This is a genomic window from Bradyrhizobium sp. USDA 4369 (genome assembly GCF_054056435.1).
The window spans coordinates 251888-264024 of the sequence record NZ_JBSRYH010000001.1; the positions used below are offsets into that span (position 1 = coordinate 251888).

The 12137-nt window shown below is 67.1% G+C and carries 12 protein-coding genes; 5 read left to right on the forward strand and 7 right to left on the reverse strand.

What is annotated here, in order from left to right:
• Nucleotides 1-243: 243 nt before the first annotated feature.
• A complete protein-coding gene (locus tag ACVIJ6_RS01180) occupies nucleotides 244-2184 on the forward strand; it encodes a diguanylate cyclase (RefSeq protein ID WP_456771122.1) in 1941 nt (646 codons plus the stop codon).
• Between the two features lie 25 nt (nucleotides 2185-2209).
• On the opposite strand, the gene ACVIJ6_RS01185 is transcribed toward ACVIJ6_RS01180, so the two are convergent.
• The 4 genes from ACVIJ6_RS01185 to ACVIJ6_RS01200 all read right to left on the reverse strand — a co-directional run bounded on the left by ACVIJ6_RS01185 (nucleotide 2210) and on the right by ACVIJ6_RS01200 (nucleotide 7174).
• Nucleotides 2210-3103, reverse strand: a complete 894-nt coding sequence (locus ACVIJ6_RS01185; protein ID WP_456771123.1) for a LysR family transcriptional regulator — start codon at nucleotides 3101-3103, stop codon at nucleotides 2210-2212.
• A 301-nt stretch (nucleotides 3104-3404) separates the two neighbouring features.
• Complete coding sequence (locus ACVIJ6_RS01190; protein WP_456771124.1) at nucleotides 3405-5645, reverse strand: molybdopterin cofactor-binding domain-containing protein; 2241 nt, start codon at nucleotides 5643-5645, stop codon at nucleotides 3405-3407.
• Nucleotides 5646-5657: 12 nt separating this feature from the next.
• Nucleotides 5658-6104 carry a (2Fe-2S)-binding protein gene (locus ACVIJ6_RS01195; RefSeq protein ID WP_456771125.1) on the reverse strand — a complete coding sequence of 149 codons (447 nt, stop codon included), beginning with the start codon at nucleotides 6102-6104 and terminating at the stop codon, nucleotides 5658-5660.
• Between the two features lie 176 nt (nucleotides 6105-6280).
• A complete protein-coding gene (locus ACVIJ6_RS01200; protein ID WP_456771126.1) occupies nucleotides 6281-7174 on the reverse strand; it encodes a LysR family transcriptional regulator in 894 nt (297 codons plus the stop codon).
• A 105-nt stretch (nucleotides 7175-7279) separates the two neighbouring features.
• Here ACVIJ6_RS01200 and ACVIJ6_RS01205 point away from each other — a divergent pair, with 105 nt between their 5' ends.
• The 3 genes from ACVIJ6_RS01205 to ACVIJ6_RS01215 all read left to right on the forward strand — a co-directional run bounded on the left by ACVIJ6_RS01205 (nucleotide 7280) and on the right by ACVIJ6_RS01215 (nucleotide 9238).
• Nucleotides 7280-8296, forward strand: coding sequence for a zinc-dependent alcohol dehydrogenase family protein (locus tag ACVIJ6_RS01205; protein ID WP_456771127.1), 1017 nt, complete (start codon nucleotides 7280-7282; stop codon nucleotides 8294-8296).
• Nucleotides 8297-8407: 111 nt separating this feature from the next.
• The gene (locus tag ACVIJ6_RS01210) at nucleotides 8408-8761 is read left to right on the forward strand and encodes a cyclophilin-like fold protein (RefSeq protein WP_456771128.1); all 354 of its coding nucleotides are present in this window, start codon (nucleotides 8408-8410) and stop codon (nucleotides 8759-8761) included.
• A gap of 81 nt (nucleotides 8762-8842) precedes the next feature.
• Nucleotides 8843-9238 carry a (R)-mandelonitrile lyase gene (locus ACVIJ6_RS01215; protein WP_456776862.1) on the forward strand — a complete coding sequence of 132 codons (396 nt, stop codon included), beginning with the start codon at nucleotides 8843-8845 and terminating at the stop codon, nucleotides 9236-9238.
• Nucleotides 9239-9278: 40 nt separating this feature from the next.
• Here ACVIJ6_RS01215 and ACVIJ6_RS01220 read toward each other — a convergent pair whose 3' ends face one another.
• Entirely contained in the window at nucleotides 9279-9731 is a 453-nt protein-coding gene (locus tag ACVIJ6_RS01220; protein WP_456776863.1) for a MarR family winged helix-turn-helix transcriptional regulator, read from the reverse strand.
• A gap of 151 nt (nucleotides 9732-9882) precedes the next feature.
• Here ACVIJ6_RS01220 and ACVIJ6_RS01225 point away from each other — a divergent pair, with 151 nt between their 5' ends.
• Nucleotides 9883-10851 (forward strand): alpha/beta fold hydrolase, encoded by a 969-nt coding sequence (locus ACVIJ6_RS01225; protein ID WP_456771129.1) that lies wholly within the window; start codon nucleotides 9883-9885, stop codon nucleotides 10849-10851.
• Nucleotides 10852-10896: 45 nt separating this feature from the next.
• Here ACVIJ6_RS01225 and ACVIJ6_RS01230 read toward each other — a convergent pair whose 3' ends face one another.
• Together ACVIJ6_RS01230 and ACVIJ6_RS01235 are read right to left on the reverse strand one after the other, a co-directional pair.
• Nucleotides 10897-11673, reverse strand: a complete 777-nt coding sequence (locus ACVIJ6_RS01230) for a TSUP family transporter (protein ID WP_456771130.1) — start codon at nucleotides 11671-11673, stop codon at nucleotides 10897-10899.
• A 249-nt stretch (nucleotides 11674-11922) separates the two neighbouring features.
• Nucleotides 11923-12117: a hypothetical protein gene (locus tag ACVIJ6_RS01235; RefSeq protein ID WP_456771131.1), complete on the reverse strand. Its 195-nt coding sequence runs from the start codon at nucleotides 12115-12117 to the stop codon at nucleotides 11923-11925.
• Nucleotides 12118-12137 lie beyond the last annotated feature (20 nt).

Sequence of the window (12137 nt, forward strand, 5' to 3'; positions counted from 1 at the left end):
CTCTTCAGAATCGATCACCGATCCCCGTGCCCGGCTGCATCGTTAGTACGAAATTCACTCTGCAGCGACACGCGACCTTAACCAGCCGCGCCATTGGTACCGCCCCCCGGTGCTCTACGGAGCCGCCGTAACCCAATCGCAATCCGCCCCCGGGTGTAGTTGCTGCGGGGCTTGGAGGGGAAAGGCGCCAGTCCGTGCGCGCCGCTTCGACCGATCGCAAGCCATTGGTGCAGCGTCGGTGTCATGGCTCTCAATCTGCCGCAGATCTCCCTGAGCGTGTCGATCAGGAACTCGCTCCTGACCTCGGTCTTCCTGCTGCTGGCCATTCTGGCCGGCGTGTCCGTGCTGGCGACGATGCGGCTGTCGGCGCTGCAGGACGCGGTCGAGAGCATCAACCGCGACCGGCTGCCGGAGATCCGCGCCCTCGCCGATCTCAACGTCGATGTCGCCCACACCCACCTCGTCGCGATCCGCGCCGCATTGTCCACGGCGGCCGAGCCGCGTGCCGCGGCCGAGCAGGAGCTCCGCCGCCGCACCACCGAGGTCGATGCGAAGATCGCGCGCTTCAAGGAGAGCATCGGCGACGACGCGCCGATGAGGATGGCGTTCGACCAGTTCGTCAACAAATGGGACATGTATCAGAAGCAGCAGGCGGTCATGCTGGAGCCGGAGGTCGGCGCCAACCGCGACCGTCTGGAGCGTGTCGTCAACATCGAGACGCCCCCGCTCTTCCAGGCCGTGGTCGATGCGGTCGAGCACGGCATCAGGCTCGCCGATCACCGCGCGGACAGCGCGATCAACAGCGCAACGCTGGACGCGCAGATCTTTCGCTGTGTGCTGTGGTCGGTCAACGGCGTCAGTATCATGATCGGGCTTGCCACGCTGCTCTTCGTGATTCACGACGTCTCGATGCCGATCTTCCGGATCACGCGCAGCATGGAGGCGATCGCCAAGGGCGAGCTGCAGACCGAGATCCCCTATGCCGATCACACCAACGAGCTCGGCCTGATGGCGCGGGCGCTGGCGGTGTTCCGCGCGAGTCTGGTCGAGAACGAACGGCTCAACGCAGCGACACGGACCTTGTCGGAGCTCAGCGAATGGCTGCAATCGGCAAAGTCCGAGCCGGAGCTGTACCAGATGATCTCGACAGTGCTGGGTGGCCTGATGCCGGAATGCACCGGCGCGCTCTACATCTATGCCGACAGCCGCGACGTGCTCGAGATCGCCGCCGAATGGAACGGCAGCTCGACGACGCGCGCGCTGCATCCGGACGATTGCTGGAGCCTGCGCCGCGGCCACGTCTACATCCACGGCACCAGCGAGGTCGAATTCCGCTGCGACCACGTGCATGACGGCGTCAACGAGAACTATTGCTGCATCCCGATCCTGGCCCATGGCGAGACCGTCGGCCTGCTGCATGTCGAATACAACTCCACGGGCCAGGAGACCGAGGCCGAGGCCAAGGCGCGTTTTGCCGATCGCGCAAGGCTGGGGCTCGCCTGCGCCGAGCATCTGTCGATCGCCATCGCCAACGTGAAGCTGCGCGAGGGCCTGCGCGATCAGTCGCTGCGCGATGCGCTGACCGGGCTGAACAACCGCCGCTACCTGATCGAGACCGCTCGCCGCGAATTGCTGCGCGCCGCGCGCAGCCGCACGCCGGTCAGCGTCGTGACACTCGACATCGATCACTTCAAGTCGTTCAACGACAATCACGGCCACGAGGCCGGCGACACCGTGCTGCGCCACATCGGCGAGATCCTCAAGGCGACGTTCGCCGACGGCGAGGTGCCGTGCCGCCTCGGCGGCGAGGAGTTCGTGGTGCTGCTGCCGAACTGCACCATCGAGGAAGCCGCGCTGCGCGCCGAGGAGCTGCGCGCCCGCGTCGAGGCGCTCAACATCAGCTATGGTGACGGCATGCTGCCGCGGGTGACGATCTCGGTCGGCGTCGCCGCCTATCCCGAGGCCGGCATCGATCTGCCGGAGATCCTGCGCGTCGCCGACGGCGCGCTGTACCGTGCCAAGCAGAGGGGCCGCAACCGGGTCGAGCTCGCCTCGGGCGGCATGGTCCCGCCGATCGACGAGATGACCAGCCGGGCCGTCGCGACGCTCGACGCCATCGTCGCGCGCGCCGAGACCAGGCCGATCGCGCCCGCCGATCCGGAGAGCGGCGCCCGCGTGGCGTGACCATCATCAGACCGGCGGACAGGCCTCAGCGGCGATGGCGAAGCGCATCGACGACCAGATCGAACGCGGCCGAGGTTTGGCGGCTGATCGGGTAATAGAGATGGTAGCCGGTCCAGGGCACGCACCAATCCTCGATCAGGCGTCGCAGTCGGCCGCCGGCAACATCCGCCAGCACCATGTCTTCCGGAACGTAAGCCAGGCCGAAACCGGCGAGTGCCGCCTCATAGAACTCGAAAATGCTGTTGAAGGCGAGTTGCCCCTCCACCCGCACCTTCAGCTCCTTGCCCCGCTTCTCGAACTCCCAGGCGTAAAGACCGCCATGGGTCGACAGCCGCAGATTGATGCAGCGGTGACCAACGAGATCATCGGGCCGTTCCGGCGGAGAGCGGCCATCCAGATAGGACGGCGCGCCGACCACAGCAAAGCGGATGTCGGGGCTGATGCGCACCGCAATCATGTCCTTGGCAACCTGCTCGCCGAGGCGCACGCCGGCATCGAAACCCTCCTCGACGATGTCGACGAGCTTGTTGTCCGAAACCAACTCCACATTGATGTCCGGATAGGCCGCGAGCAGCCGCTTGAGCTTCGGCCACAGGATGGCGCGGACGGCGTGATCGCCGGCGCTGATCCGGATGGTGCCGGCCGGCCGGTCCTGGAAGTCCCTGAGGCTCGCAAGCTCGGCTTCGATGTCGTCGAGCCGCGGCGCCACGGTGCGCAGCAGGCGTTCGCCCGCCTCGGTCGGGTTGACACCGCGGGTGTTGCGCGTCAGCAGCCGCACGCCGAGCCGGCTCTCGAGCTCGCGGATGGTATGGCTGAGGGCGGATTGCGAGACGCCGAGCTTGGCGGCGGCCTTGGTGAAGGAGCGCTCGCGGCCGACGGCCTTGAAGGCCTTGAGGTGATCGAGATAGCCGCGCTGCATGAATGGACTCCGCTCAGACGAGCTTGCACCGATCGAGCAAACGCCAAGTGAAAAAACCGGCGCTGCCTGCGCAACCTCTCCCCGCCCTTCGCGGGGAGAGGTCGGATTGCGCAGCAATCCGGGTGAGGGGCATGGCACATACGACGTGACAGTCGCAGCTCCATCGGAGTCATGCGTCGGCGGCCCCAGATGCACCACCCGTGTGGCTGCCCACCCCGCCCCTCTCAGCGCGAGCGAAGCTCGTCGCGCCCCGTAAGAACGGGGAGAGGGAGCGCACCGGCTACGCAGCTCCAGCGTTGCCTTACGTGCGCCCGGCGGCCTCCTCGAACTTCACCTTGGACAGCGGCAGGCTGCGGATGCGCTGCCCGGTCAGGGCCGCCACCGCATTGGCCACGGCCGGCGGCACGCCCGGCAAACCAGGCTCGCCGATGCCGCCCATCGGCGCGCCGCTCTCGACGATGCGGACGTGCACGCGCGGCATCCGGTCCGGCGGCAGGATCGGATAGGCGTCGAAATTCCGCGCCTGCGGCGCGCCCTCAACGAACACGATCTCCTCCAGCAGCGCCGAGGACAGGCCGAGCGCGACCGCCGAGTTCACCTGCGACTCGATGACGGCCGGATTGACGATGCGGCCGGGATCGATCGCGACCCAGACGTCGTGCACGTGCACCGCGCCGTCCTTCAGCGACACCTCGGCGATGGTCGCGACCTCGCTGCCGAACGGCGAGGCCATCGCCACGCCGCGCGCCCGCTTGCTGCCGTCGGCGGCGGTGAACGGGCCGCGCTTCCAGCCGCCGGAGAGCTCGCCCACGGCTTCGAGCAGCGTCTTGTGGCGCGGCTTGTCAGCGAGCAGGCGCAGCCGCAACTGATACGGATCCTGCCGCCCGGCATCGGCGAGCTCGTCGAAGAACGTCTCGTAGAAGAAGTCGTTCATCGAATGCCCGACCGAGCGCCAGAAGCCGAGCACGTTGGGATCTTCGACCAGCACATGGGCGACGCGCCGGTGCGGGATCGCGTAGGGCTTCTCGGCAATGCCTTCGACAGCTGAGGAATCCGCCGTATCCGGCTTGCGGCCGAACCAGCGCGCCAGCGGGCCGTCGCCGACGGCCTCGGCCTCGATCGCGACGGGAATGCCGTCCTTGTCGAGGCCACCCTTGAAGCGCGCGAAGCCGAGCGGGCGCATGGCATCGCGCGAAAACTCCTCCTCGCGGCTCCAGATCACTTTCACCGGACGGCCGACGGCCTTGGCGAGCTGGATCACCTGCGGGAACGGATTGGCCGGCGGATAGACGAAGTGACGGCCGAAGAAGCCGCCGAGCGGCGGCGAGTGCAGCTTGACCTTGTCGGGCGTGATGCCGGCGACTTTCGCCGCGGCAGCCTGGAACATCTCCGGCGCCTGGTTGGGCAGCCACAGATCGAGCGTGCCGTCGGCATTCCAGCGCGCGATCGCCGAGGGCGGCTCGAGCTGGCCATGCACCAGATAAGGCGCGTCGTAGCTCGCAGTGATGACGCGCCCGGCTCCCGCAAGGCCAGCCGTGACGTCGCCGACCTTCTCCGCATCGAAGCCCGGCCCCGGCGTGGCCGCGAGCTGCGCCTTGCGGCCTTCCGACGAAAAGTTCGCGGGCACCACGCCCTGCGCGCCGGCCGCGGGCTCCGTCCACGTCACTTTCAGCGTCTCGACCGCGCGCCGCGCGTACCACCAGCGCTCGGCGACGACGGCGACCGCTCCGGGCAGGCGATGGATCGAATGCACGCCCTGCATCGCCTTCACCTCGGCCTCATTGGCGAAGGCGCCAGGCTCGAGGCCGCGGCGGGGCGCGTGCTGGACCGCGGCCTGCAGCATGCCGTCGACCTTGAGGTCGATGCCATAGGTCACCTTGCCGGTGGACTTGTCGCGCGCGTCGAGCCGCGCGAACGGCTTGCCGATCCAGCGGAAGTCCTTTTCGGCCCGCAGCGCGACCGTCTCCGGCACCGGCAGCGCCGCAGCGTCGGCGGCGAGCTCACCATAGGCGAGCGTCCGGTTCGAGACAGCGTGGCGCACGCGGCCCGGCTCGGTGGTCAGAGTATCAAGCGGCACGCGCCACCGCGTGGCGGCAGCCTGCAGCAGCATCTGGCGCGCGGAGGCGCCGACGCGGCGCATCGTTGCGTAGCTCGAGCGTACGGAGAAGCTGCCGCCGGTGAAGCGGGCGCCGCCCACGACCAGATAGTCCGCGCCCGGCGGCGCGCATTCCACCGTAAAAACCGCCGGATCGGCATCGAGCTCCTCGCCGACGATCTGAGCCATCGCGGTCGAAATGCCCTGCCCGCCTTCGATGAACGGGCTGCGCAGCAGGATCGTGCTGTCGGCACGGATCTCCAGGAACGCCGCGACGTTCGGCGCCTTGGCCGCTGGCGCCGCGCCCTGCGCGACGGCCTTGGTGCCGGGCAGATCGAAGCCGAGCACCAGCGCGCCGGCGGCGGCACCGAGGAAGCCGCGGCGCGAGAGATTGACCGGGCGACCGGCGGACGTGGTGGAGGAGTGATCGCGAATGATCTTGTTCACGTGCGCTTGCCCTCAGCCCTGCGCGACCTGCCGCACGGCGGCGGCGATCGCATTGTAGGTGCCGCAGCGGCACAGATTGACCATGGCGGCGGCGATGTCCTGCTCGCTCGGCTTCGGCGTCTGCTTGATCAGCGCGGTGGCGGCCATCACCTGACCGGACTGGCAATAGCCGCATTGCGGCACCTGGTTTGCGACCCAGGCATCAACGACACTGCGGCCGACCGCGTCGTCGCTGATCGCCTCGATCGTGGTGACTTGCTGCCCGGCGACGCTGCCGACCGGCGTGACGCAGGAGCGTGTCGCCTGGCCGTCGATCAGCACCGTACAGGCGCCGCATTGCGCGATGCCGCAGCCGTATTTCGTGCCGGTCATGCCCAACTCGTCGCGGATCACCCACAACAGCGGCGTGTCGTCGGCCATCGTCACCTGATGGCGCTTGCCGTTGATGTTCACTTCCATTGCATCGCTCCTCGGGATCGTCCGGGCAGCACGCAACCACAGCCGCGCGGACGGACTTCAAATGAGGCGCAACATCTATCGCCTGCGTCCGCCTCGCATTAGCCGTCCGGCTTCGCATGCACCTATGAGCCAGTTCGATTAATCGAGACGAAATACCGCAGCTATTTATGATGGTGTCAGGCGCGATGGCGCAGCGCCTCGACCAGCAGCGCGAAGGCCGCCGACTGCTGGCGGCGGCTTGGGTAATAGAGATGATAGCCTGAATAAGGCAGACACCAATCCTCGAGCACCCGCTTGAGGCGGCCTTTGGCGATGTGCGGCTGCGCCCAGCCTTCAGGCACATAAGCCAGGCCAAGGCCTGCGAGCGCCGCCTTCATGATCTGCGAGGTCGCATTATAGGTCAGCTGCCCCTCGACGCGCACCCGCAGGTCGCGGCCGCCCTTCTCGAACTCCCAGGCATGCAGGCCGCCATGCGTGGGCAGACGAAGCGTCAGACAATTGTGGCCGATCAGGTTCTGGGGCTTCTTCGGAATCGGGCGCGCCTTGAAGTAGGACGGTGCGCCGACCACGGCGATGCGCATATCCGGCGCGATCCGCACCGCCACCATGTCCTTCTCGACCTGCTCGCCGCTGCGGACGCCGGCATCGAAGCCCTTGGCCACGATGTCGGTGAGGCCGTAGTCGACAACGATTTCGACCTTGATATCTGGATAGGCCGGCAACAGCTTCGCGAGCTTCGGCAGCAGGATCGCTTCGGCAGCATATTCGGTGGCCGTGATGCGGATGGTGCCGGCCGGCTTGTCGCGCAATTCGCGGATTGCCGCGAGCTCCGCCTCGATCTCCTCCAGGCGAGGGCCTGCGATGGTGAGAAGACGCAGCCCTGCCGCGGTCGGCGCCACGCTGCGCGTGGTGCGCGTCAACAGCCGCACGCCGAGCCGCGCCTCGAGCTCGCGGATCGTATAGCTCAGCGCCGATTGCGAGACGCCGAGCTTGGCCGCCGCGTTGGTGAAACTGCGCTCGCGCGCGACCGCCACGAAGGCCAGGAGATCGTCCAGTCTGCCGCCCTGCATTCATCAATCCTGCTTATAAGTGCATACCGATTATAGCGGCTAGTGCCGGTCGAGGCGCGCGCTAAATGAGCCATGGCGGCAAGCCCCCTGTGAGGAGACCAAGCCATGCGCGGCGCTGTTCTGTATGGTCCACGTGACCTGCGTTTCGAGGACCGCGAAACGCCGGATATCATCGAGCCGAAGGATGCGGTCATCCGCATCGCCGCCACCTGCTTCTGCGGCTCGGATCTGTGGCCCTATCGCGGCCTGCAGGCGCTCAACGGGCCGACGCCGATGGGCCACGAATATTGCGGCGTGGTCGAGGAGGTCGGCAGTGCCGTGCGCAGGATCAAGCCCGGCCAGTTCGTCGTCGGCTCGTTCGCGACGTCGGACAATACCTGTCCGCACTGCAATTTCGGCTATCAATCGTCCTGCGTGAAGCGCGAGTTCATCAGCCGCGCCCAGGCGCCGATCCTGCGGGTGCCGCAGGCCGACGGCACGCTGGTGCCGACGCCCGGCGTCCCCTCGCCCGAGCACCTGGCGAGCATCCTGACCACCTCCGACGTGCTCGGCACCGGCTGGTTCGCGGCCGATGCCGCCAGTGTGAAGCGAGGAGCGACGGTCGCCGTGGTCGGCGACGGCGCGGTCGGCCTGCTCGGCATCCTCTCGGCCAAGCAGATGGGCGCCGAGCACATCATCGCGATGAGCCGGCATGAGAGCCGGCAGAAGCTCGCTGTGGAATTCGGGGCGACCGCCATCGTCACCGCGCGCGGCGACGAGGGCGTGGCTGAAATCATGGACATGACCGATGGCATCGGCGCCGACTCGGTGCTGGAATGCGTCGGCACGCAGCAATCGATGCTGCAGGCGATCCACGCCGCGCGTCCCGGCGGCCATGTCAGCTATGTCGGCGTCCCGCACGGTGTCGAGCTGAACGGCGAGGAGCTGTTCTTCGCACATGTCCACCTGCATGGCGGTCCGGCCCCGGTGCGCAAATATCTGCCGAAACTGATCGACCTGGTGATGAGCGGCGCGATCAACCCCGGCAAGGTGTTCGATCTCACGCTGCCGCTCGAAAAGGTTGCGGACGCCTATCGCGCCATGGATGAGCGCCGCACGATCAAGGTGCTGCTGCAGCCCTGACATGATCCGGGCGCTCACGACCACATTGCTCGCTGCCAGCCTCGCGCTGGCGCTCACGCACCGCGCCGCGGCAGAGGCGGCGACAAACCACCGCGCCCGACAGGACAAACCATGACGCTTCGCCTGACCATCAACGGCAAGACGGTCTCGGCCACGCTGGTCGACAGCCCGACGGCGCGGAACCTTCTCGCGCTGCTGCCGCTGTCCTTCACCATGAACGACCTGTTCGGCCGCGAGAAGTTCGCCCGCCTGCCCCGCACCCTCGCCGAGGGCGGTGCGCGGCGCAGCGACTACGCCATCGGCGACTTGATCTACTGGTCGCCGGGACCGGACATCGCGATCTATTATCGCCACGACGGGAAACCAATTCCGTCGCCGGGCATCATCGTTCTCGGCAGGATCGACGGCAGCGTGGCGGCGCTCGACGTCCCCGGATCCGTCGAGGTGACGATCGCTGCGGAGTAGGCATTGCCAGCGCCATCGCCGCACCCATCTCCGCCAAGGGCGCAACCGCGCCCGCGGCCCAGCAGGAGTGAGATCATGGACATCGACATCAAGCGCGCCGGTTCGCGGCCCTCCGGCAAAGGTCCGGCCGAGTGGTTCACCGGCGCGGTCCGCATCGACCCGCTGTTTCAGGCCCAGGACCCGGCCCGCGCCAATGGCGCCCACGTCACCTTCGAGCCCGGCGCCCGCACCGCCTGGCACACCCATCCGCTCGGGCAGACGCTGATCATCACCTCCGGGCTCGGCTGGCTGCAGCGCGAGGGCGGCGCGATCGAGGAGGTTCGTCCCGGCGATGTCGTCTGGTTTCCGCCGGGGCTCAAGCACTGGCATGGCGCGACGGCGACCACCGCGATGAGCCACATCGCGATCCAGGAGTCGCTGAATGGCAGTCCGGTCACCTGGATGGAGCATGTGAGCGACGCGCAATACCGACGGTGATCGGCGATCTCCGGCCCCGTCTGCGCCGCTTGGCGGACTGTCACTCCGGCTTGTAGCTGTCGAGCGCCGCGCGCAACGCCGTCACGCCGATCAGCAGCTGGCGCGCCTGCGCTGCGGTCAATCCGGAGGCGGCCTGGATGCAGGCCGGGACGGTCGCGGCCTTGGCGCGCAACGCCGCGCCTGCCGGCGTCAGGCTGATCCGCACCTGGCGCTCGTCCGAGGGATCACGTCGCCGCGCGATGTAGCCGAGCGCCTCGAGGCGCTTCAGCAAGGGCGTCAGCGTGTTCGATTCCAGGAACAGCCGCGAGCCGAGCTCACCCACGGTCTGGTCGTCCCGCTCCCACAGCAGCACCATCACCAGATATTGCGGGTAGGTCACGTTGAGATCGTCGAGCAGTTGCTTGTAGACGCGGTTGAAGGCGTGACCTGCGGCATAGATGCCGAAGCACAGCAGCTCGTCGAGCTTCACCTCCGGGCTGTCCGGGCGCTCCATCGTCTTGCCAGCCATCGTGCCTCGCGACCTTGGTCTCCCCGTCTCGATTTATATCGTACACGATCTAATCGCAAGCGCTTGACATCAAGCCCTCATTCACCCATGAATATCGTGCACGATTTAATCGTGAACGATATTTAGGAGTACGGCCATGAGCTTCAAGGAATCCGATCAAGCATCGCTATCCCGGCGGGGGGCACTGGCAGCCGGCGCGGCGCTGGCGACGGCACCGCTGCTGGCATCGACCCCGGCAACGGCGAAGTCTTCGGCCGACCGCGGCGCGCAGCGCGCCAGCACGCCTTCCTTCATCACCACCAAGGACGGCACCAGGATCGCCTACAAGGATTGGGGCAAGGGCCAGCCGATTCTGTTTTCGCATGGCTGGCCGCTCGCCGGCGACGCCTGGGACGCCCAGATGCTGTTCTTCGGCCAGAAGGGTTTTCGCGTCATCGCCCACGACCGGCGCGGCCACGGCAACTCCGATCAACCGTGGGACGGCAACACCATGGATCAGTATGCGGATGATCTCGCCGAGCTGATCGAGAAGCTCGATCTGACCAACCTCGTGCTGGTCGGTCATTCGACCGGCGGCGGCGAGGTCGCGCACTATATCGGCCGTCACGGCTCCAAGCGCGTCGCCAAGGTCGTCCTCGTCGGTGCCGTGCCGCCGCTGATGCTCAAGACCGAGGCCAATCCCGAAGGCACGCCGCTCCAGGTGTTCGACGACATCCGCAAGGGCACCGCGACCAACCGCGCGCAGTTCTTCAAAGATCTGACGATCCCGTTCTACGGCTTCAACCGGCCGGGCGCCAAGGTCAGCGAGGGGCTGCGCGAACAGTTCTGGCGGCTGGGCATGCAGGGCGGCATCAAGGGCGAATACGACTGCATCCACGAGTTCTCGGAAGTCGACTACACAGCCGACCTCAAGAAGATCGACAAGCCGACGCTCGTCATTCACGGCGACGACGATCAGATCGTGCCGATCGCGGCCTCCGCGGCGAAGACTGCGAAGATCGTCAAGGACGCACAGCTCAAGATCTACAAGGGCGGCGCCCACGGCCTCGCCCAGGTCGATCCTGACACGTTCAACGCGGATCTGCTCGCTTTCATCCGAAGCTGAGCACAATCGTCCGGGCCAACTCGGTCGGCCCGGACGACGGGACGGCTATGCTGCGGGAAGCAGGTGCCGCAGCGCCGATGCGATCATCGCGACGCCGCCGGTGATGACGGCGGCGTCGAGGATCGCGGCATGGATGTGCACCGGCATGCGCGCGACGAAGGCCTTGGCGAGAAAGGCACCGGGCACCGCGATCGCGCCGATCAGAAGCGCGAACGCCAGCACCTGCGCGGTGACGACGCCGGCAAGGCCGAACACCGAGATCTTGATGACGCCGGTCGCCACCGAAATCATCGCGTCGGTGGCGATGACCGCGGCGCCCTCGAGGCCGGCCGCCATCAACAGCGACAGCAGGATCACGCCGGAGCCGGACGTGCCGCCGACGAGAACCCCATATCCGACAGCGCCGGCAGCCAGCCCGCCATTGCCGATCCTGACCTCACGCTTGCGCAGAATTCGGCGCAGCGGAACGCTCATGATCAGCATCGTGCCGATCACGAAGGCCGCGCCGGCATTGGTCAGGCGGGTATAGCCGTAGGCGCCGAGCGCCGTGGTGACCGCGGCCGCGGCGATGACGATGCCGGCGCGCGTGCGGTCGGCATGGCTGATATAGGCGACGACGCGGCTGAGATTGGTGAGGATCGCGGAGATCGCGATGATCGGCACGACCGGCTCGGCGCCCACCATCGGCACCAGCACCAGCGGCATCAGGGCGCCCGTGCCGTAGCCGGCGAGACCGCCGATGATCGAAGCGAATAAAGCGACGGAAGCAACGAGCAGGAGCTGCAGCAGCGAGATATCGGCAAAGCCTGCGAGAAAATTCATGCACGTCCGTCGCGGTTGACACGCGCCGCCGCCTGACCGGCGGTCGCGATCAGCGATGCCTCCTCGCCCGGACAATCCGCCGTACGCCAAGCATCCTCTGCGAGAGCCAGTTCATGACCGAGAAGCGCTGCCGCCGCAACCCCGCGCGCGATCAAATCGACGCTTCCCGACGGCAATGCCGCCGAGTCGTGCACCACGGCAACGACGCGCGAGCGAAGGACGCCCCCGCGACATGCACCCCGATCCGCTTCAGACCTCGATGAAGTCCTGCATCGTGTGCTCGCCCGACCAGATCTTGTCCGGATCATAGATCCGTTCGCGCCGCTTCGATCGGAAATCAATCCCGCGAACGACCTCACCCGTCCCCTTGGGCGAGCGCGGGCCGTCGCTCGCAACGCCGACACTTCCAAAACGAGGTCTGCGGATGATTTCGGATTTGCTCATGGATCCTCTCTGGCGGGAGA